This is a genomic window from Thermaerobacter composti (assembly GCF_033582035.1).
Lineage (GTDB): Bacteria > Bacillota > Sulfobacillia > Thermaerobacterales > Thermaerobacteraceae > Thermaerobacter > Thermaerobacter composti.
Genome location: NZ_CP132508.1, coordinates 2436241 through 2462647, shown reverse-complemented (window position 1 = coordinate 2462647; position 26407 = coordinate 2436241). Strand labels below are relative to the sequence as shown.

Genomic DNA, 26407 nt, shown 5'->3' with positions numbered 1-26407 from the left:
GCCCTTCCTCCTGCGGATCGGTCTGCGGATCGGTGGGGTCCGGATCGGTCCGCGGACCGGTGTCGTCGCCGTCCCGGCCGCCCGTCCGTCCCGTCGCCCCCATCATAGCAGAGGGGGGCGTGGCGGAGGGGGCGCGGTGGAGCGCCGTCGCTCGGGGAACGGCTCGGTTTCGTGGGCAAGTCGCGTCACGGGGTTTCCGTGTTCATGTCGGGGCGGTTGAATCGATTCCGTCAGACCGGGGATGCGGTAGCAGGAATTCCGCAGTAGCCGGAGAAAACTTGCGACGTAGTTAGTTGGGTTAGTGAACAAACTCCTTGGCCGGGCATCGCAGGGCGCGGAACCGGGGGACCGCGCAGGCCGGCGACCGTGAAGGAGGATGGGGATGCTGGAGGTCAGCCGCAAGCGCTGGAAGACGAGCGTGGGCATCTGGGCCTTCGGGCCCGCCGTGACCCGGTTCGTCCCCGGGGGATACAAGCCGGAGCTGCGGAGCCGCGACGTGCCGGAGCGCCTGAAGTGGGCCGTGGAGGGCCTTGGCCCCCTGGTGGACGGGTACGAGTTCCACTACGAGACGGAGATCGACGAGGACAACGCGGCGAAGATCCAGGAGATCCTCGGCCGGGACCACCAGGTGGCCATGGTCTGCTACGGGCTGGTGCCCAACCCCCGCTTCCAGTACGGCGCCCTGGCCAACCCGGATCCGGCGCGGCGCCGGGAGGCGGTGGAACACCTCAAGCGCGGCATCGACCTGGCCGCGTCGCTGGGGGCCGGGTTCATCTACTGGCCGGGCAACGAGGGGTACAACTACCCGTTCCAGCGCGACTACGCCAGGACGTGGGGCCACTTCATCGAGGGGATCCAGGAGGCGGTGGAGCACGCCAACCGGCGGGGCGTGACGTTCCTCCTCGAGCACAAGAACAGCGAGCCGGCCATGCGCATCCTCATGCGCAACATCGGGATGGCCCTGTTCATCATCAAGAAGCTGGCCGAGATGGGGACCGACGTCTCACGGGTCAAGATCAACATGGACTGGCAGCACCTGATCATGAACGGCGAGCCCCTGGGCGAGTACGCCGGGCTGCTGCTGGCGGAGGGGCTCCTGGGGCACCAGCACGCCAACTCGGGTTGGGGCTCGTTCGACGACGACAACATGGTCGGCACGCAGTTCATCGAGCAGCAGGTGGACCTGCTGCGGGAGCTGCTCAAGGGCGGCTACGACGGGTACATCGGCTTCGACCTCTACCCCTACACGGAAGACCCCATCGCCGCGGTGCGCCAGTCGGTGATCCAGCTGGAGTTCCTGCTGGCCATCGCCGAACGCATGGATGACGAGGCCCTGGCCGCGGCCAAGGCCCGCGCCGATGCGGTGGGCGCCTACCGCGCCTTCTGGCGGGCCTTCGGCCTCGACGAGGAGTTCGAGCGCCAGGTCGTGGCCAAGTACAGCCGTTCGTAGGTGAGGCGGATGGCCGCCGAGCTCTTCGTGGGAATCGACGTCGGGACCACCGGGTGCCGGGCGCTGGCCGTCGACGCCGAAGGCGTCGTGCGGGCGGAGGCCACCACGGAATACGGCTTCGCGATGCCGAGGCCCGGGTGGACGGAGCAGGATCCCGAGGAATGGTGGAGCGGCGCCGTCCGGTGCCTGCGCAGCCTCGTCGCGCAGGTGGGCGCCGGGGCGATCCGGGGCGTCGGCCTGACCGGCCAGATGCACGGCTCTGTCTTCCTCGACGGCCGCGGAGCGGTGATCCGTCCGGCCCTGCTCTGGAACGACCAGCGGACCGTGGCGCAGTGCGACGCCATCGAGGCGCGGGTGGGGAGCGAGCGGCTGTACGCCCTGGCGGGCAACCCGGCACTGACGGGCTTCACCGCCCCCAAGCTCCTCTGGCTGAGGGAGCACGAACCCGACGCCTACGCCCGGCTGGCCCACCTGCTCCTTCCCAAGGACTACGTGCGCTTCCGCCTGACCGGGGCGATCGCCACCGACGTGACCGATGCGTCGGGGACGCTGCTCCTGGACGTCGCCGGCCGGCGGTGGTCCCAGGAGATCCTCGCTGCCCTGGACATCGACGAGCGCATCCTCCCCGCCTTGTACGAGAGCGCCGACGTGACGGGCGCCGTGTCGGAGGAGGCGGCGCGGGCGACCGGGCTGGCCGCGGGCACGCCCGTGGTGGCCGGAGCGGGCGACCAGGCGGCGGGGGCCGTGGCGGCAGGGGCGGTCACACCCGGCATCGCCGCGGTGGCGGTCGGCACCTCGGGGGTGGTCTTCCTGCCCAGCGAGGAGCCGGTGCACACCAGGGCCGACGATGTCGCGGCACCGCCAGGGCTGGAACCCGAGAGCTTGAAGACCGTGCACAGCTTCTGCCACGCGGTGCCGGGCCTGTGGCATGCCATGGGCGTCATGCTCAGCGCCGGCGGGTCCCTGCGCTGGTTGCGGGATGCCCTCTACGCGGCCGAGGCCGCCGAGGCCGCCCGGCAGGGCGCCGACGTCTACGACCGGATCACCGCGGACGCCGCCGAGGTCGCTCCCGGTGCCGAGGGGCTCCTCTTCCTCCCCTACCTGGCCGGCGAGCGGACGCCCCACTTCGACCCCTTCGTCCGCGGCAGCTTCCTCGGCCTGAGCCTCGGCCACCGGCGCCAGCACCTGGCCCGCGCCGTCCTGGAGGGGATCGCCTTCGGGTTGCGGGATTGCCTGGACCTGGTGCGGCGCCTGGCGGGGGAACCGGCGGAGGTCCGCATCATGGGGGGAGGTGCCAAGAGCGAGGTCTGGCGGGAGATCATCGCCGCGGTCCTCGGGGTTCCCTTGCGGCGCCTGGGCGTCGACGAGGGACCGGCGTTGGGGGCCGCGATCTTGGCGGCGGTGGGCGTGGGGGCCTTCGCCGACGTGCGCTCGGCGTGCCAGGCGATGGTGCGCCTGGGCAGCGTGACCGAGCCGCCGGCGTCGTGGCCGTCGCTGTACGAGGCCCTGCTGCTGGCGTACCGCGGAGCGTATCGCCAGGTGGCGCCGGTCTTTCGGGAGGCGCCGATCGGACCACCCAACGAGGGGAGATGACGGATGCCCTCGCGAGGATATGGGCGCGGGGCGTGGGCAGGCCAGGGTGCGACGTTGAGATGTGATCTGCGGGAGGGGTGGGGTCCATGCGGTCTTCGGTTCGTCGGGCGGTGGCACTGATCGCGCTGCTCAGCACCATCCTCGCCGGATGCGGAGGAGGAACCGGCGACCAGGCCAACGGTGATGCTTCCGAGGGCCAGGTGACCATCGAGTGGTGGCACATCTGGACCGATCAGCGAGGCGACGCGCTGCAAGCCATCGCCGACGAGTACATGAAGCAGCATCCCAACGTCAAGATCGAGATCACGGTCCTCGAGAACGAGGCCTTCAAGCAGAAGATCGCAGCGGTGATGCAGTCCGGCAGTCCGCCCGACCTGTTCCAGAGCTGGGGTGGAGGGACGCTGCGGGAATATGCCAAGGCGGGGCTCGTCAAGGACATCACCGCCGACCTGCAGCAGGACGGCTGGGGCGACACCTTTGAAAAGGCGTTCCTCGACATGATGGCGGTGGACGGCCGGTACTACGGCGTGCCGCTGAGCATCGGGATCGTCGGGTTCTGGTACAACAAGGAGCTGTTCGCCAAGGCCGGGATCACCTCGCCGCCGAAGACCTGGGACGAGCTGCTGGATGCCGTCAGGAAGCTCAAGGCCGCGGGGATCACGCCCATCGCCCTTGGCGAGGGCGAGAAGTGGCCAGGGCACTTCTATTGGGCCTACCTGGCTTTGCGGCTGGGCGGCCGGGAGGCGTTCGAGAAGGCGTACACGCGATCCGGTGGCTCCTTCGCCGATGCGCCCTTCGTGGAGGCGGGGAGGAAGCTTCAGGAGTTGCTGGCGCTTGAGCCGTTCCAACAGGGGTTCCTCTCCGCCACCTACGCGGACGCCTCCGCCCTGGTCGGGAACGGCATGGCGGCCATGGAGCTCATGGGCCACTGGGCACCGGCGATCCAGAAGGAGAACTCCACGGACAAACAGGGCTTGGGTGACAAGCTCGGCTTCTTCCCGTTCCCCGCGGTTCCCGGCGGGCAGGGCGACCCTGCGGACGTCCTGGGCGGCGGCGACGCCATTGCGGTGGGGCGCGACGCGCCTCCGGAGGCCATCGACTTCTTGAAGTTCCTGACGAAGAAGGAGAACCTCAAGCCGATGGTGGAGCAGGGCTTCGTGATCCCGGTGGTCAAGGGGGCGGAGGAATACCTGACCGACCCCTTGATGAAGGAGCTGGTCGCGATCCGCAACAATGCCTCGTACTTGCAGTTGTACTACGACCAGGTGCTCCCGCCTTCGGCGGCCGCCGCGGTCAACGATGCCGTGCAGAACCTGATGGCGGGCAAGATGACGCCGGAACAGGTCGCCCAGCACATCGAGGAGGCGGCGGCCGCGGCCCTGAGGTAGCGGTGGTCCTCTCCCATCGCTCCCCGGGGGCCATCCGGTGACGGGTCAAGGAAGGAAGGGCGGGGGTGCCGGCCTGCGGTCCCGGCACCGCTTGGATCGCGTGCCGACCCCCACGGGAGGCGGCCGGCGCCCCCCCTTGACCGGACGATCGCAGGGGTTGTGGTGGTAGATCGATGCGACCGAGGGTCGGCGTCACGATCAAACGGGAAACCCTGTACGTCGGATTGCTGTTCGCGCTCCCGGCCGTGCTCCTCTATACCGTCTTCGTCGTGGTGCCCATCGGCCAGGCCTTCTACTATGCGTTCTTCAACTGGAACGGGCTGAACCGCCCGACGGACTTCGTCTGCCTGGGCAACTTCATCGACATCGTCCGCGACCCGGTGTTCCGCCGCGCCGTCGGCAACAACTTCCTCATCGCCGCCCTGTCCCTGGTCATCCAGCTGCCCCTGGCCCTCCTGCTGGCGCTGTTGGTCGGCCGCTCCATCCCCGGCCGGGCGTTCTATCGGACCGCGCTGTTCCTTCCCTACGTGCTGTCCGACGTGGCCACGGCGGTGATGTGGCGGCAGATCTACAACCCGCAGTTCGGCCTGGTCAACGCGCTGGCCAACCGGCTTGGCTGGCAACCCCAGCAGTGGCTCAGCGAGCCGGACAAGGTCATGTATGCACTGTTCGCGGTGATCACATGGAAGTACGTGGGCCTCTATCTCGTCCTCTTCCTCTCTGCCCTCCAGCGCATCCCGCGGGAGCTGGAGGAGGCGGCGAGCCTGGACGGGTGCTCGGGCTGGCAGACGGTACGGCACATCACGCTGCCGTTGCTTGGGAGCACGTTCCGCCTGTGCGCCTACCTCTCGGTGGTCGGCTCGCTGCAGTACTTCGACCTGGTCTGGATCATGACGAACGGCGGCCCGGCCAACGCCAGCGAGACGATGGCCACGTACCTGGTGAAGTTTGGCTTCCAGCGGTACGCCATGGGGTACGGAAGCGCGGTGGGTGCGGTCCTGTTCCTGATCTGCGTCGTCTTCGCCCTGCTGTACCAGCGTTACGTGATGGGGCGGGACCTCGAGCCGGCCGTCGGCACCGCAGCAAACCGCTGAGGGGGTTGGGCGAGCGTGGGCATGAGCCGCAGGATCGGCGCCAGCTTCCGGGCGCTCGTGGCCCTGGTGATCAGCGTGGTCATGCTGTTTCCCGTCGTGGCCACGGCCGTCAACGGACTGAAGAACAGCGGTCAGCTGCTGGTGAACCCCTTCGGTCTGCCGTCACCGCCCCAGTGGGCGAACTACACAGGCATCCTGACGGGCGAGTCCTTCTGGCGGATGTTGTGGAATTCCGTGGTGGTCATGGTGGGGACCGTCGTGCTATCGCTCCTCGCCGCCAGCATGGCAGCCTTCGTCCTGGCGCGGGTTCCCTTTGCGGGCCGGAGGCTCCTGTTTCGGTACCTCAACATGGGCCTGCTCTTCCCGATCACCGTGGCCGTGCTCCCGCTGTATCTCCTGCTGCGCAACGTCGGGCTCCTGGACAACCTCTGGGGCGTGGTGCTCCCGCAGGTTGCCTTCTCGCTGCCGATGAACACGCTGATCATTCGAGACTTCATGCGTTCGCTCCCCAATGAGTTGCAGGAGGCGGCGATCATCGACGGCTGCTCGTGGTTCACCCTGTTCTGGCGGATCGTCCTTCCGCTGTCCCAGCCCGTGCTGGCCGCCGTGGCGGCGTTGACCATGGTGTCCAGCTGGAACGCTTTTCTCCTCCCCCTGTTGGTCATCAATACCGAGAGCAAGTGGACCCTTCCGCTGGGGATGATGCAGTTCCAGGGGCAATACAGCACGGAGTGGGGCCTCGTGATGGCCTTCGTCACGCTGGGCATCCTGCCGACCATCGGGTTCTACCTCCTGGCGCAACGGCATCTGATCAGCGGGTTGACCGCGGGGGCCCTGAAGGAATGAAGAGGAGGAACGCTGCGGGTTCCGCCTCGCCATGGGACGGGAGGTCGGTGTCATGGATCTTCTGCAGGTGAAGGGCAAGCACATCGTCGACGGTTCGGGGCGACCGGTCCATCTGCGCGGGGTTTGCTTCGGCGGATGGCTCAACATGGAGAACTTCATCGCGGGGTATCTGGGTACCGAGGACAACCTGCGGCAGGTGGTGCGGCGGGAGCTGGGGGAGGAGCGCTACCACGCGTTCTTCGAGGGATTCCGCGACGCCTTCATCGGTCCGGACGACTTTGCCTTCCTCCGGCGCATCGGGGTGACCGCCGTGCGGATCCCCTTCAACTACCGCATGTTCGAGAGCGACATGAATCCAGGGACGTACGACGAACGGGGATTCCATCACCTCGACCGGGCCATCGCGGCTGCGCGCGAGGCCGGCATCTACGTGATCCTCGACTTGCATGCGGCTCCGGGATGGCAGAACGAACACTGGCACTCGGACAACGCCCACGGCGTCTCGTTGTTGTGGCACGACCGGAATTACCAGATCCGGGGGCGTGAGCTCTGGCGACACATCGCGCGGCACTATCGCGGGGAGCCCGCCGTCGCGGGATACAATCTCTTGAACGAGCCCAACGCGCCCTCCATCCAGATGCTCAACGATCTCTACAACGAATGGATCGCCGCCATCCGCGAGGTGGATCCCGATCACATCGTGTTCCTCGAAGGGAACAACTTCTCCCGTGAATTCGCGGGGCTCGAGGTGGACTTCAAGGACAACATCGTCTTCAGTTCGCACAACTACACCATCGTCACCCATCGGGCGCGCATGTATCCCGGCTGGATCGGTGACCTCTACGTCGACCGCTCCTTCATGGAGAGGACGTTCCTCGAGGTCAGCCGATGGCTGATCGAGCAAGACCATCCGGCATGGGTCGGCGAGTTCGGAGCCCTCTTCGACGGCCCCGTGAACCAGTGGTCGAACAGCGATGCGGCGCGGCTCAAAGCCCTGGCGGATCAGCTGGACATCTTCAACGCGTACGACCAGCACTGGACGATCTGGACCTACAAGGACGTCGGCGTCCAGGGTCTGGCGGTCTCGGATCCCAACTGCGAGTACATGCGCCGAATCCGGCCGATTCTCGCCTTGAAGCGACGCCTGGGGACCGATGCCTGGCTGGCGCGGGAGGAGGGATGGTTGGTCGGGCGGGTTCGCGCCCTGGTCGAGGACGCCATGGCCATGGTCGACGACTTCAGCCTGGATCGGCAGCGCATCGTCCGCGGACTGGTGGAACGGGGCATCTTCAGCTACTTCGCGAACCAGCTGGCGCCGCTGTACGTGAACTGCTTCGCGGACCTGACGGCGAACGAGATCCGGGAGATGATGACCGAAGCCTTCGCCTTCTCCCACTGCGTGATCCGCCAGCGGCTGGTCGAGGTGATCGAGGCGGCCCTGAAGGGATCGCCGGCGCCGCGGTCGACCTGAGTCGGCCGGGCCCTCACTCCGTCGCGCCGGCCGTGCGGGCGCGTTGGACGTACTCGCGCATCTGCTCCACGGTCATCGGTCCGATGTATCGCGCCCGCACGATGCCGCCCGGGTCGATGAAGTAACTGGTCGGGATGAAGGTGACGCGGTAGAGCCGTCCCACGCGGCTCCCCTCATCGTAGACGAACGTCCAGTCGTATCCATTTGTTTCCACGAAGTCTTTGATCTCCTGGGGGCTGGCCTTGTCGCTGGTGGTGACGCCCAGGACCACCAGGTCGTCGGGTTCCTCCGCGACCAACTTCCGGATCTCGGGCATCTCCTGGCGGCACGGGTAGCACCAGCTCGCCCAGAAGTTGAGGAAGACCACCTTGCCCCGGAAGTCCGACAGTCGAACCGGTCGCCCGTCCAGGTTCCGGAGCTCGAAGTCCGGCGCGGGCGTGCCGGGCGCCACCACCGGGGTGCCCGGGGGCGGGGGAATGGGGGCCCGGACGGACGAACCCGGCGCGGGCGCCGGGGCATCGCCGGGCGCCTCCCCGGAGTCCCCGGGCGGTCCGCCCGGGGACGGCGCGTCGGGCGCGGGCGTCGCGGGCCCTGCGCCTTCGCTCGCACCGGCCCCACGGGGGTCATGGTCGACGCGGCCCGCCAGGCCGGTGGCGAGGGCGATCCCCGCCAGAAGCAAGAGCAGGCCCACGGTCAGCGCGATCCGCTGGCGCGCTCCCATGCCGATCCCCCTCGGGGGACGGGTGCCGCCCGTCCCCTTGGTAGCGCACCTCTTGTGCCCGTGCCGATTCGTTCGCCCTCAGTATATCGCCCGCCGTCTCCGCCATTGCTCGGGTGCGGGCCGGATTCGCCCGGGCCCGCGAGGGGGACGGCCGGCGCCCAGCCCGAGGGCAGGGGGAGCGCCGGCGAGGGCCGCCGCGGCGAGCATCGGCGGCGAGCATGATACGATGGGAAGAGCGGCGGCGGCTGCACCCGGCGCAGCGGCGTCACCCGCCCCCTGCCGGTGCCGGCGGCTTGAGCCGCCGCCGCACCGCCGCTCCGGGGACCGCGGGCCCGTCTGGCCCCAACGGCCCACCCGAAGCCGCGAAGAAGGGAGGCCGTCCCATGGCCGCGCCGCACCGACGGCCCAACCGGCTGATCCACGAGGCCTCGCCCTACCTGCAGCAGCACGCCTACAATCCCGTGGACTGGTACCCGTGGGGCCCTGAAGCGTTGGAGCGCGCCCGGGCCGAGGACCGGCCCATCCTGCTCAGCATCGGCTATGCGGCCTGCCACTGGTGCCACGTCATGGAGCGGGAGTGCTTCGAGGACCCGGCCATCGCCGAGCGGATGAATCGCGGGTTCGTCAACGTCAAGGTCGACCGCGAGGAGCGACCCGATCTCGACCAGGTGTACCAGACGGCGGCCCAGATCCTGGGTTCCGGCGGCGGCTGGCCGCTCACGGTGTTCCTGACGCCCGACCTGAAGCCCTTCTTCGCCGGGACCTACTTCCCGCCGGAAGACCGCCACGGCTTGCCGGGCTTCCCCAAGGTGCTCGAGGCCGTGCTGGACGCGTACCGGAACCGGCGGGACGAGGTGGAGCGGGTGGCCAACCGCGTCGTGGAGATCCTGCGGCGTTCGGCGGGGGGACCGGCGGGCGCGGACGAACCGGCGGAAACGGTGCGGGCCGGGGCCGGTGACGGGGACGGTGGACGGGCCGGGGGCGATGAAGACCCAGGCGCGGCGCGGGGCGAGGGCCGGGTGGCGGATGCGACCGTCGCCGCCATCCCCGTAGGAACGGGACCCTCCCGCGAGGCGGCCCGGCGGTGGCTCGAGCGGGCGGCGTCCCGCATCGCCCGCAGCTACGACCCCGAATACGGGGGCTTCGGGCGGGCGCCCAAGTTCCCGCACGCCACGGGGGTGGCGGTCCTGCTGCGGGCGGGGGCGCTCGGACCCAGGGCGCCGCTCTCGAGCCGTCGGGGAGCGACCGACCCGGCTGCGGCCCACCTCACCCCCTCCGCCGGCGGCCCGGGGCCCGCCCCGGGACCCCGGAACCCGGCCGACCCGAGCTCCCCGTCCACCGATCCCGGCGGTGCCCAGCGCTACCTGGACATGGCCCTCCACACCCTGCAGGCCATGGCCATGGGGGGCCTGTTCGACCACCTGGGAGGCGGCTTCCACCGCTACGCCACCGACCGGGCGTGGCTCGTCCCCCACTTCGAGAAGATGCTCTACGACCAGGCGCAGCTGGTGCCGCTCTACCTCGACGCCCACCGGGTCACCGGCGACCCCTTCTACGCCGGGGTGGCGCGGCGGACCCTGGACTTCGTGCTCCGGGAGATGGCGGCGCCCGAGGGCGCCTTCATCAGCACCCTGGACGCGGACAGCGACGGGCGCGAGGGCGCCTACTACGTCTGGACGCCGGACCAGCTGCGGGAGGCCCTGGGCGATCCTGACGACGCCGATCTGGCCGCCCGCTGGTTCGGCGTCACCGAGGAGGGCAACTTCGAGGACGGGACCACGGTGCTCTACCGGGCGGTGGCGGATGCGGACCTGCCGGCGTTGGCCCGGGAGCTCGGGACCGACCCCGCCGAGCTGACCCGGCGCCTGGAGTCCATCCGCCGGCGCCTCTTGGAGGCCCGGCGGCGTCGCACCCCGCCCGGTCGCGACGACAAGATCCTGGTGGGCTGGAACGGCCTCATGATCGCCGCCTTGGCCCAGGCCGCCCCCGTGCTGGACGAACCCGGCTACGCCGCGGCGGCCCGCCGGGCGGCCGCGTTCGTCCTGGATACCTTGCGACGGCCGGACGGGCGGCTGCTCCACGCCTACCGCGGCCGGCCCCTGGACGTGCCCGGCTTCTTGCAGGACTACGCCTTCCTGATGGAGGGGCTGCTGGCCCTCCACGCCGCCGACGGCGACCCGCGGTGGCTGGACGAGGCCGATCGGCTGGCGCGGCCGATGATCGACGGGTTCTGGGACGAGACGGCCGGGGTCTTCTACGACGCGCCCGAGGAGGCGGGGACGCCCCTGGTGCGACCGGTGGAGCTCTTCGACCAGGCCGTTCCGGCGGGAGGCGCGGCGGCGGCCTCGGCCCTGGCGCGGCTGGCGGTGATCACGGGGGATCCGGCCTACCGGCGCACGGCCGAGGCGTACCTGCGCCGGACGGCGGCCATGGCGGAGGAGCAGCCGCTGGCCATGGCCAGCACGGTGCTGCTCCAAGCCGATCAGCTGGAGGGGTACACCGAGGTCACCCTGGTGGGCGACCCGGCGGCGCCGGTGATCGCCGAATGGCGCCGGCGGCTGGCCGGGTACTACCTGCCGGGGCTTCTCTTGACGGTGCGGTCGCCCGGCGCCGGTACCGAGCGGCGGGCGGTGTGGGAGGGACGCGACCCGGTGGACGGGCGGCCCGTGGCGTACGTCTGCCGCAACTTCACCTGCTCGCCGCCGCAGACGGACTGGGAGGGGCTGCGGCGGGCGCTGGGCGTGGGCTGACCTTGGCAGCGCCCGCGATGTCGTCCTTCGCGGTGGGATGCGTCTCGGCCGGCGAAGGCGGCCCGTGGCAGGCGCGGACGCGCGATGGCCGCGTCCATCGGGTGAACACCGAGGGCAGGGCGGGGCAGGGGGCGCCTACGCTTGCCGGGCCTTGGCCATCAGCTCGCCCAGCGATGGCGGCGTCGGCCAGGGGGATCGCAGGCCCTTGAGGCGCGGCGCGCGCCAGCGAAATCCCCGGGCCTGGATCAGCACCCAGAACGCCTCGCCCAACCCCTCGGGTGCGTACAGGGCGTACACCCGCTGCATCTCCTGGTCGGCCGCCAGGTCCCCCTGCCACGCCCTCCGGGCCAGCGGCAGGGCCTCGGCCTCCTCGATGCCCAGGTTCAGCAGGAAGGCGCCCTGCGGGATCAGGCCCAGGTCGCGCAGGCCGAGGCTGCGGCCGACGCGCTGCAGGTAGGTGAAGTCCAGGTCGGCCGTGATGTCCTGCTCGCCCGGGCGGGCGAAGGGGTCGTCGAGGACCTGCTGCCGGTAGTAGCCGCGGAGGGTGCCCTGCGGCCGCTGGGGGCTGTAGACCACCTCCGCCGGGCCGCCGTAGTCGACGGTGATGACGAACGCCCGTGGCGCCAGGGCGCCGGCGATGGTGCGCAGCATGTCCCCCGCCGCCACGTTGACGTCGACGATCTGGCCCGGCTGCGGCTCGACCCCCTCCTGGCGAAGGATCTCCACGGCCCGCGGCTCGCTGACCGGCCCCTCCACCTGGACGAACCGGCCGTCCTGCACCGTGACGTACAGCTCCCGCCACTCGCACGGGTGCTGGTGATCACCGCTTCGTCCCGGTGGCCGCCGACCCGCACCGGGGACGCCGCCGACGCCGGCCCCAAACTGCGGGCTGCCGCTGCGGCCGCCGCTCCCGCCACCCATCGCGGCCGGCACGGCTCCGCCGCCGGCCGGGACCCCGATGCCCGCAGGCGGGGGGTTGGCCGAGCCAGCCTGCTCCGCCGGCCTGCACACCAGGCGGTGCACCGGGAAGGCGCTCATGAGCTCGTTCATCAGGACGACGTGCACGGGGCCGGCCTGTTCCACCCGCGGCACCCAGCGCACGGGCGCCTCGGGCCAGGCGGCGGCGATCAACGCCCGCTGGCGCTCCTGGAGCCGGCGGCTCTCGTCGACGATGACGTACTCCAGGTCGCCGGGACCGTAGCCGTCGGCCCGAGCCGCCAGCAGCAGGTCGCGGGCCAGGTGGCCCCCGCCGGCGCCGATCTCCAGGATGCGGGCCGGGGAGCGCCGCCGGCGGGCACCATCGCGCAGCGTGCCGACGACCCCCGTCAGTCCCCGCCGGTCCCGCGGTGCGCCGGTGGCGTGGGGGCGCCCGACGGCCGCAGCCGACGCGCCCGGCCGGAATCCGAGCACCGCCAGCATCTCTCGCACCTGCCGCCACACGGTGCGCCCGAAGGCGGGGTGGAAGGAGGGCGAGGTGAGGAAGTCCCCCTCCCGCCCGATGAGCGGCCGCTCCTGGGCGTAGTAGCCGTGCTCGGGGTGGTGGAGGGCCAGGTCCATGTAGCGCGCGAAGGGGATGGCGCCGTGGCGCCGGATCTCCTCGTGGATCAGCCGCACGAGTTCGGGGTTCCCCGGCACGGTCCACCCTCCCTGGCCGGTCGCGTCCGCCGATCCCCCACGCGGACCCGTGGCACCCGGCTCGGATCGGACCCGGGCGGCGCCTCGGCCGGACGAACCGGCGCGGGGCCGACCCAGGAGCCGTGGGCCCGAGGATCCCCGGTTCCCCGCCGGAGCCGGCCCGCCGGGGCGTCCGAACCGACGGGGCGTGACGGCCCGGGGAGCACCCCGGCCGGACGGAGGTCTCCGCCGGCCCAACGGCGCCCTGCGTAGCGTGCGCCCGCGGGGGAACCTGACGCGGCCCAAGGTGAGGGCCCGGGACGCGTGGCCCAACGGGCCGCCCTGCGCAGCCTGCGGCGCGGGGGCCGCGTTCGTCCGCACGGGACGGGGGCGCGCCGCCAGGAACAGGGTAGCGCAACGCCGCCGGGCCGCCAGGAACAGGGTAGCGCATCGCCGCCGGGCAAGGAATCGGCGGTGCGGGCACGGAACCTCTTGGGGCGGGCCACGGCGACCCGGTGCGGCGACCCGGTACGGCGACCCGTTGGTCCGGGAGGACCGGGCCCGCTGGTCCAACCGTCAACCGGAGGGGTGTTGCCCGGTGCGGACCCGCTTCACCGAGCGCTTCGGCGTGGAACTGCCCATCGTCCAGGGGGGCCTGGCCTACCTGGCCCGCAGCGAGCTGTGCGCCGCCGTCTCGGCCGCCGGTGGCCTGGGCCAGCTGACGGCGGCCACCATGGAGTCGCCCGAGGTCCTGCGCGAGGAGATCCGGCGCGTCCGGGCGCTTACGGACCGGCCCTTCGGCGTCAACTTCGCCATCGGTCACCGGGACCTGTCCGACTTCATCCGCGTGACCATCGAGGAACGGGTGGAGATCATCAGCGTCACCGGCGGCAACCCCGAGCCGCTCTTCAAGGCCTTCGCGGGGCACCCCGTGCTCAAGATGGTGCTGGTGGCCGGGGTGCGCCAGGCGCAGAAGGCCGAGGCGCTGGGCGCCGACGCGGTCATCGCCGTCGGCGTCGAGGGGGGCGGCCACATCGGGCGGGACGACATCGGCACCCTGGTCCTGGTGCCACGGGTGGTCGAGAGCGTGAAGATCCCCGTGCTGGCCAGCGGCGGCATCGTGGACGGCCGGGGCCTGGCGGCGGCCCTGGCCCTGGGGGCGGACGGCATCGAGATGGGGACCCGGTTCGTCGCCACGGTGGAGTGCCCGGCCCACCCGGCCTACAAGCAGGCGCTGGTGGAGGCGCGGGAGACGGACACGGTGGTCATCGAGCGCAGCCTGGGCCGTCCGGGCCGGGTGTTGCGGGGCCCCTGGGCGGAACGGATCCTCGAGGCCGAGGCCCGCGGCGCCGGGCTCGAAGAGCTCCTGCCCCTGATCTCGGGGCGGGCCAACACCCGGGCGGCCCTGGAGGGCAAGCTGGACGAGGGCTTCGTCTGGGCGGGCCAGGGGGTGGGCCTGATCCGCGACATCCCGCCCGTGGCCGAGCTGCTGCGGCGCATGGTGGACGAGGCCGCTTTGGCCTTGCGGGAGGCCGCGGAGCGGCTGCAGGCGCCGGCAGGGGAAGTCACCAGGCGCCTCGCCCGCCAGGAACCGGGTGCGGGTTCCCCAGGGGCGTGAAGGTGGGGTCCGCAGGGGCGAAGGTGCGGAAGGTCGCCTGCCTGAGGGCGTCCACGCCGTGCAGCCGCGCGGGGGAACTTCGTACTGTCCCCCACCTTCGGTGGCCCATGGGCGACGCAGGGCCTCCTACGCCCGGGTGCGGTGCGCTGGGCGTGGGTGACCAGCCCGGTGCGCAGGACGATCACCGAGCGGTCACCGAGCCCTTCCCTGCAACCACCCGGAGCGGGGCGCAACCGGTCGAAGGCGGAGGGACGGGGAGGTACCTGGCATGACCCTGCGACAACGGCTCTTGATGCCGCTTGCAGTGATGCTCGCCCTCGCCCAGTGGGCGGTGGTGGGCCTCGTCGTGCGGGTGCAGCTGGCCATTGCCTTCGTCCTGCTCAAGCCCCTTCTGATCCGCGACCGCGTCGGATGGGGCTACCTCGCCCTCGCGCTGGCTCTCGTCGTGCTGGACGTCGCCCTTTACCTGCGCCTGCCGGACGAGCTCACGGATTCACAGAAGCTAGCCCGGCGGCTCCTGCGGCTGCCCGATTGACCCCGGGCGGGTTCCGCGTCGCTGGGCCGACGCCTCGCGCACGGCCGGCGGACCAGCGCGCGGGAACCCGGGCCCGCCTCGCCTTGCCATGCCGGTCGCCGGCATGCATGGAGGAATGCCGTCCAAATCTTCACATAGCCTTCGCCCGCCCTCCGCGGCCGTAACGGTCACGGCGTGGTTGTCCTGGGCGCCACGCCGCCACGACGGCGGTTGCGGCGATCTGCGGTGCGCGTCGCAGGCCGTTCCGCGGACGGCCCCGGTGATTGCGGAGGAGCGGTGTCGGACGCAGGGGCGGCGGGCGGAGAGAGCTGCGTGCCATCCGTCAAGCCGGCGGACACGGGCACTGGGGCGGGCACGGAGTGCGCGCGGTTCCCTGTTCCGGCCCCGGCCAACCGCTCGAGCCCGTGGCCGAGAACCGGGTATGCCTGCTGCCGCACCGGGTCGATCAGGGCCGTCGGCCGCTCGTAGACCCGCGGCGTCGTGCAGACCAGCCACAGGGCGCGCCAGTGGGGCATCTCGTGATACCGCTCCGGCCACAGGGTCTTGCACCACCGCTTGACCAGCGGCGCGTACTTGCTGCTGAGGCCGGGGAACACGTGGTGCTCCGTGTGGTGCGAGAAGTTGAAGTGCAGGACGTCGACCCACCTTGGGACCGTGACCGAAAGGCTGTTGGCCAGGGGATCGTTGACCGGCGTCAGCGGGCTCAGCAGGTGATTGGTCACGATGTAGCTCATGACGGTGAAGTTGGCGACCAGCAGCGGCACCAGGTAGGCGAACACCCAGTCACCGAACCCCATCCAGGCGCCGAGGGCCACCCAGCTCGCCACCGGCAGGAGGAACTGGGCCACCACCACCGGCCGCTCGCGGCGTGGCATCTCGGGCAGGAAGCGCCGCAGCATCTGGACGGAGTGCAGCGAGAACCACACGCTGAGGGAGAGCAGCGTCAGCACCGCCCGCACCGGCGGCGCGATGCGGTAGACGTACTGCAGGGCCGGGCGGGCGTGGAACTCCTCCAGGGTGTGCATGGCGTCGGGGTCCTCGCCGTGCTCCTGGGTATGGCCGTGATGCTCGACGTTGTGCCAGCGCCGCCACAGGCGCGGCCCGATGGCGAAGGGCCAGAGGCAGACCTGGCCGGCCAGGTTGCGCAGCCAGGGCGTGCGCACCACGCTGCCGTGCAGCACCTCGTGGCCGAACAGGCCCAGGCTGGCGAAGGCCTGGCCGATGACCACCGCCAGGGCCAGGTCGATGCCCCAGTGCAGGTCGAACCGGGTGACCGCGACGATGGCCGCCACGGCGACGGCCAGCAGCGGAAGCAACCAGAGGATCCGCCACGGCTCGGGCTGGAAGATGTGCCGGGGCAAGACGCCCTTCAAGGTGCGGGTGTACTCGCCCAGGGGCTTGAGGGCTGCCTCAAGGGAGGCCGCGGCCATGGAGGCCGTAACCGTTGCGGCGGGCGTGGCCGCGGGGAGGAGCTTGGGCATCCCTTCCCGTGTCGCGTCTCCTCCCGCACCGGCATGATCCTCGCGAGATTCGGGGATGGATTCGGGAGATCCGTGGGGGCGGCGCTGCGGTTCCGGCGTCGTCGGCATGTCTCGGGGTCCTTTCGTTGGCAGCGCAGGCCTGACGGGCTCGACTCCCGGCGTGCTTCCCGCACCGCGTGTTCCTCGCCCCGAGCCGGCGGCCACGCGACGAGTCTCTTCATTCTATGTCATCGGTGAGGCCCGGTCTACTGGGCTGTTGCCACCAGGCGCGGCCCGCCGGCCTGTGGCGGGGCGAGAGCTGGGGAAACCTCCAGGTTTCACGTGTGCCAAGTGACGCGTTCCAACGTGCCGCGGGGATCCCGACTTCCCACGGCCGCTGGTCGGCTTATCCCCAACGTCCGCAGCCCGTGGGGAGCCACGCGGGCGTGTCTACGGGACGGCAGGCCGGTTCGCGTGATCCACGACCGGCAACGCCCGGGCCATGTACCGCATTCAGGATGAAGACCGTGGCGTGATGGTGCCATCCATCAGGTTGTACAGGCCCAGGCGGCTCTCTCCGTGAATAGGGATCAGATTGGTCACAGGTACCAAGGTGATGAGGGTGGGGTCGCCGGCGGGTGTCGAGGCGTGGCGGCCTCGGTAACAGAGCGTTCCCGCTACGGCATTGAACACGACCGCCTCGACGAAGAACTCCTCATGGTTGCGCATCGCGTCGAGCCCGACGCTGCCTGGGAGGATGACCTCGACGACGTGGTCGTCCGACGGTTCCTGGGTCAGTGCGGCTTCGGGAGTCAACAGCTCCGGGACATCGACGGGCACGTGGGTCTCCGCCATTCGCCGGGCCTCTTCGAGCCAGGCGGCGCTGGTTCGGCTCAGACCTCCGGACACATCGACGGATTCGGCGGCCTTGGCCAGGACCTGGCGTACCACTTCGGGTTCGGCCAGCCTCCCGCTGAGCCGCAGACTGCCATAGGTCTGGTCATAGATGGCGATGAAGCGGGCGCCGGGGTAGAGGGGACGGGGCGGCGTGCCGCCCAACTGGCCGGCAGCATAGTCAATGTCCTGGCGCTCGAAGGGCAGAATCAGCAGGAAGGCATCGTAGATCCGTTGAGCGAGCCGGGTCAGTTCCACATCGTCCTGTAAGCCGGGGTGAAAGAGGACGACGCCTGTCGTGTAGTAGTACCGGGTGAAGGCCGGCTGGCGGAAGTAGCCCTTCTCCAACGGCAGGGGATACCGCTCCGTGATCTCGGTGCTGCCCCTGCGTTCCCGGTATCCTTCGACCTTCTCCTGGATCTGCACCTGCGTCTCGAGCAGCACCAGCTCGCCCCAGCGCTTCGCGCGGTAGACCTCGCCGGGTTGCAGGTACGGCCGGACGATGGAGATCGGGCCGAGAGGCCGGGTCGTGTAGTGACGGTGTTCGCGGCGAACCTTGACCACGCGCCGGGTGCGGTGGACCTGGGTGACCCGGTAGGGCTGGGTCAAGTAGTAGTAGATCGCGCCGGGATAGGCCTCGCGCATCAACTGCCCATGCGAGATCGAACCCAGATCCTCTCGTTCCCAGCCTACGTGGAGCTCGATGTGAAACTGGGCGTCCACGTCCCGCAGGGGGAACACGGCATGGGGGGTATCCCCGGCCTCCACCTTCATGGGCTGTAAATTGGGTGGCGTCGCACCCACGCGTTCCCGGCGGCACAGTTCGAGGAAGCCTTCCGGCCAATCCACGGGTGATGAGAAGTCTGCCCCGTCCTCGGTGCGTCCGGCACGGATGGCGGCCTGGTCGTGCTCGCCCCCCGGACGCGCCAGGCACATGGCGTGGATGTACTGAATGCGTTGGTTTTCCAGGTAGAGGGCACTCTCCGCCGGGGGGAGGTTCAAGATGGTCTCCGGGTGTCGAAAGACCATCTCGCTGTTGAAGTCCCGGTTGTTGACGATGATGACCGTGCCCGGACCGTGTCGCCCAATGCGTCCCATCCGCTGTTGCAGACTGGTCGCCGAGTGGGGCACCCCGACCAGCACCCCCACGTCCAGATGGGGGACGTCGATGCCGAGCTCCAGCGCGCTGGTGCTGATGATACCGCGTAGGTTGCCCGTGGCCAGGCGCTGCTCGATCAGCGCGCGATCCTCCTCCTCGAGGCCGGCCCGGTAAGGCAGCACGTCGAGAGCGGTCCACTCGTGGCCGCGGCGCCCCTTGCGGCGGTCCGCGGAGGGTTCGACCACTCCGAGGCTGCCCGTTCCATCCCCTCCATCCTCGAGGATGCCGTCCACGCTTGCCTCCCCACTTCCATCTCCGCCCCGAGCCCCGGCACGCTCCCGCTTGATGATGGTTGCGAGGAGTTCCGTCTGCTTGCGGCTGTCGACGAAGGCGATGAACCGGTGGTCCGTGGAGCGGACGATCCCCGCCAGAAAGGCAGACAGGCGGCTCATCAGGTCTTCCGTCGCCGAGGTCTCGACGAGGATGAGATCGAGTTCGTGTTGGCCCGACGTGTCGAAGGTGTCGTCGATGACGTCGAAGGGCCGGCCGAAGAGGGCCCTGAAGTGCTGGTGGGGGTCGCGCACCGTCGCCGACGCCGCCAGGTAGTGGTAACGCCGCTCTCCCAGCGCGCATACGTGCTCGAGACGGCGGAACAGCATGGCGGCGTTGGAGCCGAACACCCCGGTGTAGACATGGACCTCGTCAACCACGACCAGACGGAGTGTGGTGAGAAACGACCACACGGTGTTGTCGCCGACGTTGGGGACGAGCCACGCGTGCAGGATGTCCGGGGTCGCGAGCAGTACCGTGGCCCGGCGCAGCTGCTGCAACCGTTCCGCAGCGTGGGTGTCGCCGTCGATCCGGGCGACGGTCGCGGGGTCCAATCCTGCTGCCTGAAACGCCTGTCGCCAGCGTGCCTCCTGCTCTCGGGCGAGCGCCTTGAGCGGGTAGACGGCCAGGATCCGAGCCCGTGGATCGCGCGCCTGGTGTTCGACAGCCACCGCTTGGAACACCAGCGTCTTCCCCGAAGCCGTGCGGGCCGTGACGCCGACGTCCGCGCCCCTGCGGCTGCGGGTGATGCCCTCGACCTGGTGCAGGTACAGACCTTGGGGCGCCCGGGCGGCCAGAAACCGGCAGGTCGCTTCCGTCAAGCCGAGCCGGTCGAAGGGGAAGACCTCCTGGGTTCGTCCAGGCCGGCGGGTCCGGTAGACGACACGAAAGCCGTGCTGTTGCAAAAGGTGCAGGAGCGGGGCGCTGTCTCCTTGTTCCATCCCCAACCCTCCGTTCCGGCGCCAAGCCACGACTCGGAGCCACCGAGGCGATGGCGGGCTCCGACTACATCGTACGGACAGGACGATGACAAATCGTGTCATGTACTCACTGGAGGCGGCGACGGGGGGGATGTCCGCTCTCTGCTCGACATGGTGCTGGGAGACGACGAGAGGACCACGGGGCGGCGGAGCCTGGCCAACAGCAAAACGGTGACGTGGGTGGTTCCTGGGGGATGGCCGGGGGATCGGGGGACGTAAGTCTTACGCCCCGCGACATTCTTGCTTGGTCTTCGCGAGGTGCTGCATCCGGGACCAGGCTCGATCAGCCGCGGGATATCACGTTCGGGGACCTGCAGTAGGGAGGCAACTGGGCTTGCCGGCTCGGGTAGGCACCCCGATACTTGGGGTATGGGATCCGCGGACGAACCCAAGTCGAGAGCCGCCCGTGTGGTTCGTTACGGTCCCGAGGTGTGTGGAGGTGGCACCATGGAGCTCTCCACTCTGGAGAACTGGCTTTGGGAAGCGGCCTGCTCGATCCGCGGGGCGGTGGACGCGCCGAAGTTCAAGGATTACATCTTACCATTGATCTTCCTTAAGCGGCTCTCGGACGTGTTCGAGGACGAGGTGGCGCACCTGGCCCACGAGTTCGGGGACGTGAAGACGGCGGCCCGGCTGGTGGAGCAGGACCACAGGCTGGTGCGGTTCTACCTTCCGCCTGAAGCCCGCTGGGACGCCATCCGCCGGCGCACCACAGGCCTGGGCGAGTACCTGACGGATGTTGTGCGGGCGGTGGCGCGGGAGAACCCGAAGCTGCAAGGCGTCATCGACGCCGTGGACTTCAACGCCACCGCCGCCGGGCAACGGATCATCGACGACGGACCGCTGGCCCGGCTTATCGAGGTGCTGAGCAGGCACCGGCTGGGCTTGAACGACGTCGAGCCGGACATCCTGGGCCGGGCGTACGAATACCTGCTACGCAAGTTCGCCGAGGGGCAGGGACAGAGCGCCGGCGAGTTCTACACGCCGCGCGAGGTAGCCATCCTCATGGCCCGGATCCTGGAGCCGGAGCCTGGCATGACGGTCTACGACCCCTGCTGCGGTTCCGGCGGTTTGCTCATCAAGTGCCACCTGCGGCTTCTGGAACGCTACGGGGTGCGGGAGAACGGGCGTCTGAAGCTGCCGTCCCATGTGGCTCCCTTGAAAGTCTACGGTCAGGAATGGATACCCACGACCTTTGCCATGGCCCGGATGAACGCCTTCATCCATGACATCGAGGCGGACATCGTGGTCGGGGACACCATGCGCCGCCCGGCGTTCCGGGCGCCAGACGGGCGCCTACAGCAGTTCGACCTGGTGGCGGCCAATCCCATGTGGAACCAGAAGTTCCCGCTGGAGACTTACGAGCATGACCCCTTCGACCGGTTCCGGTTCGGGACACCGCCGGCGTCCACCGCCGACTGGGGATGGATCCAACACATGTACACCGCCCTCAAGGACGGCGGCCGCATGGCGGTGGTACTGGACACCGGCGCGGTGAGCCGGGGCAGCGGCAACCAGGGGTCGAGCCGGGAGCGAGACATTCGTAAGGCCTTCGTCGAGCGGGACCTGATTGAAGCTGTGATCCTGCTTCCGGAGAACCTTTTCTATAACACGACGGCGCCCGGGATCATCCTGGTGATCAACAAGGCCAAGAAGCACCCGCGCGAGATCCTACTTATTAACGCCTCAAAGCTTTTCCTGAAGGGGCGGCCGAAGAACTATCTCAGCGAGGAGCATGTTGAGCACATAGCCTCGGTCTATCACGGGTGGACGGCGGAAGATGGGCTTTCCACCATCATCACCCTGGAAGAGGCCGCCCGCAACGACTACAACCTCTCGCCGGGCCGGTACGTGGTCCAAAACGGCGGAGAGGAAGTCCTTCCGCTGGATGAGGCGGTCTTGCGGCTTCAGGAGGCAGAGGAAGAGAGAGCCGCGGCCGATCGGGAGCTGCAGAGGATCTTGCAATTCCTGGGGATGGGAGGTGCTGTCCGTGGCTGAGACGGTGAAGCTGGCTGACGAGGCAACGGCAGACCTTCCTGAGGATTTCAATATGACGGAGCTGGGGCCACTACCACGTGACTGGCAAGCATTACCTTTAGGGGAAACAGCCCGTATTACCATGGGGCAATCTCCGCCGTCGTCTACGTATAACACCGACGGGAGGGGTCTTCCTTTCCTCCAAGGCAAAGCAGAATTCGGCGAGCTATTTCCTACACCTGTAAAGTGGTGTTGTGCTCCCCGAAAAGTGGCGCGTCAAGGGTCGGTGCTTATATCTGTTAGAGCCCCGGTTGGTGACGTCAATCTTGCTGATACTGACTACTGCATTGGTCGTGGTCTTGCGTGTATTTACGGAAATGATAAACTGAACAATGATTTCCTATTTTTCTATCTTAAATTCGCCGGTAAATTTTTTGAAGGTCAAGGAGCAGGAACTATATTTAACAGCATAACAAAGGATGTTCTCCAACGTTTTATGGTGCCTTTACCACCTCTTACTGAACAACGCGCTATTGCCTATGTCCTTCGCTGTGTTAAGAGCGCTAAAGAAGCAACCCAAAATGTCCTCGCCGCCGCACGGGAGCTGAAGAAGAGCCTCATGCGGTACTTGTTCACCTACGGCCCGGTGCCGGTGGAAGAAGGCGCGCGGGTGCCGTTGAAGGAGACGGAAGTTGGGTTGATACCAACGCATTGGGATGTGGTAAGGTTTGGTGATGTGGCAAGCTTTATTCGTGGTATTTCGTGGAGGAAATCAGACGAAGATCCTAATGGTGTACCGGTTGTTGCAATACCTAACATAAAAAATGGCCGAGTAATATTTGACGGTCTTTATCGAATCAAGAGCAAGGCCAATAGTTCTAAGCGTTTACTTAGTGGCGATATTTTGCTGGTTGGCTCAAGTGGTAGCGTTGACAATATTGGGCGTGTGGCGATTGTTAATGAGATGCCTTTTCCCGAAGTTTACTTCGCTTCGTTCTTAGTTAAGGTACAGCCGACAGAAAGGTTAGATAAGAGATACTTGTTTCTTCTACTCAGTGGTAAGGTTGTGAATTTTGCGTCTTGCAGTAAACGGGCTGCAGATGGCAAATACAATCTTCAACTGGAGGCCTTACGTTCCTCTCTTATCCCCTTACCATCACTCCGTGAACAGGAGGAAATTGCCCATCTACTCGCAGCAGTAGATCTAAAGATTCAAGCGGAGGAAGCCCGTATACATGCCCTGGACACCCTGTTTAAGACACTACTCCACCTCCTCATGACTGGCCGAGTTCGGGTCAAGGACCTGTCCCTTCCCGAGACGGAGGGAGTGGCGTCCGGTGCCTCTCGGGAATGAGCGTGCTGCGGTGCAAAATCCTCTCATCCGCTACGCCGTGGAGGTCGGCTGGACGTACCTGCCGCCGGACGAGGCCCTGCGCCTGCGCCGGGGCGAGACGGGCATCGTGCTGCACGAGGTTCTGATCCGGCAGCTCCAGCGGCTGAACCCCGGCGCGGTGGACGATGTGGTCAAGGCGGAGGAAGTCATCGGGCGGCTGACCCGCGTCATGCCCAACATCGAGGGCAACCTGCAGGCGTGGGAGTGGCTGAAGGGCCTCAAGACAGTCTTTGTGGCGGCTGAGCGGCGGGAGCGCAACGTCCGGCTGCTCGATCCCGACACGCCGGAGGCCAACACGCTCCACGTCACCGACGAGCTGCGGTTCATCAGCGGCACGAAAACCGTCCGGCCGGACGCGGTCTTCTTCGTCAACGGCATTCCCGTCATCGTGGTGGAGACGAAGGCGGCGCACCGCGTCGAGGGCATCGCCGAGGCTTTCGATCAGATCCGCCGGTACCACCGGGAGGGTCCCGAGCTGCTGGCCGTCCTCCAGGTGCACGCCCTCACGCACCTGGTCCGGTTTTACTACGGCGCCACGTGGAGCCTGTCCCGGAAGGATCTGTACAACTGGCGGGCCGAGCAGGCCGGCGACTTCGAGACCCTCGTGAAGCACTTCTTCGCCCCCAGGCGCGTCCTGCGGATGCTCACCGACTACATTCTCTTCGCCCGCAAGGACGGCGAGCTCAGCAAGGTCGTGCTGCGGCCCCACCAGATGCGAGCCGTGGAGCGGGTGCTGCAGCGGTGCCGCGACCCGGAGAAGCGGCGGGGCCTGATCTGGCACACCCAGGGGTCCGGGAAGACCTACACGATGATCACCGTGGCCAAGCGGTTGCTGGAGGACCCCGCCTTCGGGAATCCCACGGTGCTCATGTTGGTGGACCGGAACGAGCTGGAGCAGCAGCTGTTCACCAACTTGGAGGCGGTCGGCTTCGGGCACGTCACAGTCGCCCAGTCCAAGCGGCACCTTTACGAGCTCCTCCGCTCGGACCAGCGGGGGCTCATCGTGTCCATGATCCACAAGTTCGACGACATGCCGGCCAACGTGAACACGCGCCGGAACATCTTTGTGCTGGTGGACGAGGCGCACCGCAGCACGGGTGGCGACCTGGGGAACTACCTCATGGGGGCGCTGCCCAACGCCACCTACCTCGGGTTCACGGGCACCCCCATCGACAAGACGGCCCACGGCAAGGGAACCTTCAAGGTCTTCGGCGTCGACGACCAGCCGAAGGGCTACCTGGACAAGTACTCCATCCGCGAGTCCATCGAAGATGGGACCACCGTACCGCTCCACTACGCCCTAGCGCCCAACGACCTGCGGGTGGACCGGGAGATTCTGGAACGCGAGTTCTTGGACCTCGCGGAGCTGGAAGGGGTCAGTGACGTCGAAGAACTGAACCGGGTGCTGGAACGGGCGGTCACCCTGAAGAACATGCTCAAGAACGCGGATCGGGTGGACCGGGTGGCCGCCTTCGTGGCCCAGCATTTCCGGGAGACCGTCGAGCCGATGGGCTACAAGGCGTTCCTTGTGGCTGTTGACCGGGAAGCCTGCGCTCTGTACAAGGAGGCGTTGGACCGCCACCTGCCGCCGGATTACTCGGCCGTGGTCATCAGTCGCGGCCACAACGACCCGCCGGAATTGGCACGGTGGCACCTCACGACGGAGAAGGAGCAGGAGATCCGGAAGGCCTTCCGTCGGCCGGATGCGCTGCCCAAGGTCCTCATCGTGACGGAGAAACTGCTTACGGGGTACGACGCGCCCATCCTCTACTGCATGTACCTGGACAAGCCCATGCGCGACCACGTGCTGCTCCAGGCCATCGCCCGCGTCAACCGTCCCTACGAGGATGAGGAGGGGCGGAAGAAGCCGGCCGGGTTCGTGCTGGACTTCGTGGGCATCTTCGACAACCTGGAGAAGGCCCTGGCCTTCGACTCGGAGGACGTGCAGTCGGTGGTCCAGGGGATCGACGTCCTCAAGGAACGCTTCGCGACCATGATGGCCGAAGCCCGGTGTGACCTGCTCCCCCTAGTGTCTGGGAAGCCGCAGGACAAGGCGGGCGAGGCCGTATTGGAGCATTTCCGGGACAGGGAGGAGCGCCACAGGTTCTTCGAGTTCTTCCGGGAACTGCAAGAACTCTACGAGATCCTGTCGCCTGATCCGTTCCTGCGGCCATACATGGCCGACTATGAAGAATTGGCGCGCATGTCCCGTCTGTTGCGCTCGGCGTACGAGCCGGCCATCCTGATCGACCGGGGCTTCTTGCGTAAGACGGAGCAGCTTGTTCGTGAGCACACGGAGACGTATTTCGTCGGCCCGCCCAAGGGCATGGCCAGGCTGACCGTCGAGGCCCTGGAGAGGCTTGCTGCCTCGGATCAACCCGACACGGTCAAAGTTTTCAACCTTCTCAAGGCCATTCGGGATCTCGTTGAGGAAGAGGGCACGCGTTCGCCCTTCCTGATCTCCATCGGAGACAGGGCGGAAGCGATCGCTCAGGCTTATCAGGATCGGCAGGCGACAACCCAAGAAACCTTGCAGCAGCTGCAGATCTTGGTTCAGGAATATCGCGAGGCTCGGGAGGCCCAGAATCTAATCAAACTGTCTCCTGAGGCCTTTGCCGTGTACTGGTTCCTCCGCAAGGAAGGGGTTGCGGAGGCCGAAGAGGTGGCACGCCGCGTCGGTCAGGCCCTGGAGCGATATCCCCACTGGCGTCTGAGCGAGGAGCAGGGGCGTGAACTGCGTATTGCCCTCTACAAGGTGTTGATGGACGCAGGGATCGAGACGGTCATCGAGGTAGCAGAGCGTCTTCTGAAGATGTTATGGAGGAAAGACGGGTGAATCAAAACAGCCAGTGGATCAGATTAGAAGAAGCGGTGCCTATTGATGTATTTAAGGCCGAGGTGCTTGCTTGGGCCCGTCGGATCGGGGTGGCGCCGCGAGAGATCCACGTGCGCCCTATGAAGAAGAAGTGGGCTAGTTGTTCCTCCAAAGGCAGGCTGACCTTCAACTCAGATCTTCTTAAGGAAAGTGCGGCGTTCAGGCGAGAAGTCATCGTGCATGAGCTCCTCCATCTCAAGGTGCCAAATCATGGGCCGCTGTTTCGAGCTTTATTGCGAGCTTATTTGCACGATCCGACGTCATTGCATCTTGGTCGGCATCGCTCGATAATTCCTTCTTGATTACGGCTCGTATCTCG

General features: G+C 67.9%; 17 protein-coding genes. 13 read left to right on the top strand and 4 right to left on the bottom strand.

The window, feature by feature from the left end:
- Positions 1 to 382: 382 nt before the first annotated feature.
- From Q5761_RS09970 to Q5761_RS09945, 6 genes are all read left to right on the top strand, one after another.
- On the top strand, positions 383 to 1450 hold the full coding sequence (locus Q5761_RS09970; protein ID WP_318750486.1) for a sugar phosphate isomerase/epimerase family protein: 1068 nt from the start codon (positions 383 to 385) through the stop codon (positions 1448 to 1450).
- Positions 1451 to 1459: 9 nt separating this feature from the next.
- Positions 1460 to 3043 (top strand): xylulokinase, encoded by a 1584-nt coding sequence (gene xylB, locus Q5761_RS09965; protein WP_318750485.1) that lies wholly within the window; start codon positions 1460 to 1462, stop codon positions 3041 to 3043.
- An 86-nt stretch (positions 3044 to 3129) separates the two neighbouring features.
- Positions 3130 to 4431 (top strand): extracellular solute-binding protein, encoded by a 1302-nt coding sequence (locus Q5761_RS09960; protein ID WP_318750484.1) that lies wholly within the window; start codon positions 3130 to 3132, stop codon positions 4429 to 4431.
- Between the two features lie 173 nt (positions 4432 to 4604).
- Positions 4605 to 5525, top strand: coding sequence for a sugar ABC transporter permease (locus Q5761_RS09955; RefSeq protein WP_318750483.1), 921 nt, complete (start codon positions 4605 to 4607; stop codon positions 5523 to 5525).
- A gap of 21 nt (positions 5526 to 5546) precedes the next feature.
- Positions 5547 to 6371 carry a carbohydrate ABC transporter permease gene (locus tag Q5761_RS09950; RefSeq protein WP_318750482.1) on the top strand — a complete coding sequence of 275 codons (825 nt, stop codon included), beginning with the start codon at positions 5547 to 5549 and terminating at the stop codon, positions 6369 to 6371.
- Positions 6372 to 6423: 52 nt separating this feature from the next.
- Positions 6424 to 7842 (top strand): glycoside hydrolase family 5 protein, encoded by a 1419-nt coding sequence (locus Q5761_RS09945; RefSeq protein WP_318750481.1) that lies wholly within the window; start codon positions 6424 to 6426, stop codon positions 7840 to 7842.
- Between the two features lie 13 nt (positions 7843 to 7855).
- On the opposite strand, the gene Q5761_RS09940 is transcribed toward Q5761_RS09945, so the two are convergent.
- Entirely contained in the window at positions 7856 to 8563 is a 708-nt protein-coding gene (locus Q5761_RS09940) for a TlpA disulfide reductase family protein (RefSeq protein WP_318750480.1), read from the bottom strand.
- A 383-nt stretch (positions 8564 to 8946) separates the two neighbouring features.
- Here Q5761_RS09940 and Q5761_RS09935 point away from each other — a divergent pair, with 383 nt between their 5' ends.
- Positions 8947 to 11313, top strand: a complete 2367-nt coding sequence (locus tag Q5761_RS09935; protein WP_135224243.1) for a thioredoxin domain-containing protein — start codon at positions 8947 to 8949, stop codon at positions 11311 to 11313.
- Between the two features lie 135 nt (positions 11314 to 11448).
- On the opposite strand, the gene Q5761_RS09930 is transcribed toward Q5761_RS09935, so the two are convergent.
- A complete protein-coding gene (locus tag Q5761_RS09930) occupies positions 11449 to 12948 on the bottom strand; it encodes a class I SAM-dependent methyltransferase (RefSeq protein WP_318750479.1) in 1500 nt (499 codons plus the stop codon).
- A gap of 577 nt (positions 12949 to 13525) precedes the next feature.
- Between Q5761_RS09930 and Q5761_RS09925 the strand changes: the two genes are divergently transcribed.
- Both Q5761_RS09925 and Q5761_RS09920 read left to right on the top strand, forming a co-directional pair.
- Complete coding sequence (locus Q5761_RS09925; protein ID WP_318750478.1) at positions 13526 to 14545, top strand: NAD(P)H-dependent flavin oxidoreductase; 1020 nt, start codon at positions 13526 to 13528, stop codon at positions 14543 to 14545.
- Positions 14546 to 14813: 268 nt separating this feature from the next.
- Positions 14814 to 15080, top strand: coding sequence for a hypothetical protein (locus tag Q5761_RS09920; protein ID WP_135224240.1), 267 nt, complete (start codon positions 14814 to 14816; stop codon positions 15078 to 15080).
- Between the two features lie 167 nt (positions 15081 to 15247).
- Here the strand turns inward: Q5761_RS09920 and Q5761_RS09915 are convergent, their stop codons facing one another.
- Both Q5761_RS09915 and Q5761_RS09910 read right to left on the bottom strand, forming a co-directional pair.
- The gene (locus Q5761_RS09915; protein WP_243123548.1) at positions 15248 to 16561 is read right to left on the bottom strand and encodes a fatty acid desaturase family protein; all 1314 of its coding nucleotides are present in this window, start codon (positions 16559 to 16561) and stop codon (positions 15248 to 15250) included.
- Between the two features lie 492 nt (positions 16562 to 17053).
- A complete protein-coding gene (locus Q5761_RS09910; protein ID WP_318750477.1) occupies positions 17054 to 19804 on the bottom strand; it encodes a DEAD/DEAH box helicase in 2751 nt (916 codons plus the stop codon).
- A gap of 486 nt (positions 19805 to 20290) precedes the next feature.
- Between Q5761_RS09910 and Q5761_RS09905 the strand changes: the two genes are divergently transcribed.
- The 4 genes from Q5761_RS09905 to Q5761_RS09890 are packed head-to-tail and all read left to right on the top strand — an operon-like array spanning position 20291 to position 26390.
- The gene (locus tag Q5761_RS09905) at positions 20291 to 21841 is read left to right on the top strand and encodes a class I SAM-dependent DNA methyltransferase (RefSeq protein ID WP_318750476.1); all 1551 of its coding nucleotides are present in this window, start codon (positions 20291 to 20293) and stop codon (positions 21839 to 21841) included.
- Positions 21834 to 23174, top strand: coding sequence for a restriction endonuclease subunit S (locus Q5761_RS09900; RefSeq protein WP_135224236.1), 1341 nt, complete (start codon positions 21834 to 21836; stop codon positions 23172 to 23174). The genes Q5761_RS09905 and Q5761_RS09900 overlap by 8 nt, the downstream gene beginning before the upstream one ends.
- A gap of 10 nt (positions 23175 to 23184) precedes the next feature.
- Entirely contained in the window at positions 23185 to 26049 is a 2865-nt protein-coding gene (locus Q5761_RS09895) for a type I restriction endonuclease subunit R (protein WP_243123545.1), read from the top strand.
- Complete coding sequence (locus Q5761_RS09890; protein ID WP_243123543.1) at positions 26046 to 26390, top strand: M48 family metallopeptidase; 345 nt, start codon at positions 26046 to 26048, stop codon at positions 26388 to 26390. The genes Q5761_RS09895 and Q5761_RS09890 overlap by 4 nt, the downstream gene beginning before the upstream one ends.
- The last annotated feature ends 17 nt before the right edge of the window (positions 26391 to 26407 follow it).

What these genes read in the sequence shown, in the direction of transcription:
- Q5761_RS09970 (WP_318750486.1), top strand. Translation starts at nt 383, where the DNA reads ATGCTGGAGGTCAGCCGCAAGCGCTGGAAGACGAGCGTGGGCATCTGG.
- xylB (WP_318750485.1), top strand. Translation starts at nt 1,460, where the DNA reads ATGGCCGCCGAGCTCTTCGTGGGAATCGACGTCGGGACCACCGGGTGC.
- Q5761_RS09960 (WP_318750484.1), top strand. Translation starts at nt 3,130, where the DNA reads ATGCGGTCTTCGGTTCGTCGGGCGGTGGCACTGATCGCGCTGCTCAGC.
- Q5761_RS09955 (WP_318750483.1), top strand. Translation starts at nt 4,605, where the DNA reads ATGCGACCGAGGGTCGGCGTCACGATCAAACGGGAAACCCTGTACGTC.
- Q5761_RS09950 (WP_318750482.1), top strand. Translation starts at nt 5,547, where the DNA reads ATGAGCCGCAGGATCGGCGCCAGCTTCCGGGCGCTCGTGGCCCTGGTG.
- Q5761_RS09945 (WP_318750481.1), top strand. Translation starts at nt 6,424, where the DNA reads ATGGATCTTCTGCAGGTGAAGGGCAAGCACATCGTCGACGGTTCGGGG.
- Q5761_RS09940 (WP_318750480.1), bottom strand. Translation starts at nt 8,563, where the DNA reads ATGGGAGCGCGCCAGCGGATCGCGCTGACCGTGGGCCTGCTCTTGCTT.
- Q5761_RS09935 (WP_135224243.1), top strand. Translation starts at nt 8,947, where the DNA reads ATGGCCGCGCCGCACCGACGGCCCAACCGGCTGATCCACGAGGCCTCG.
- Q5761_RS09920 (WP_135224240.1), top strand. Translation starts at nt 14,814, where the DNA reads ATGACCCTGCGACAACGGCTCTTGATGCCGCTTGCAGTGATGCTCGCC.
- Q5761_RS09915 (WP_243123548.1), bottom strand. Translation starts at nt 16,561, where the DNA reads ATGCCCAAGCTCCTCCCCGCGGCCACGCCCGCCGCAACGGTTACGGCC.
- Q5761_RS09910 (WP_318750477.1), bottom strand. Translation starts at nt 19,804, where the DNA reads ATGGAACAAGGAGACAGCGCCCCGCTCCTGCACCTTTTGCAACAGCAC.
- Q5761_RS09905 (WP_318750476.1), top strand. Translation starts at nt 20,291, where the DNA reads ATGGAGCTCTCCACTCTGGAGAACTGGCTTTGGGAAGCGGCCTGCTCG.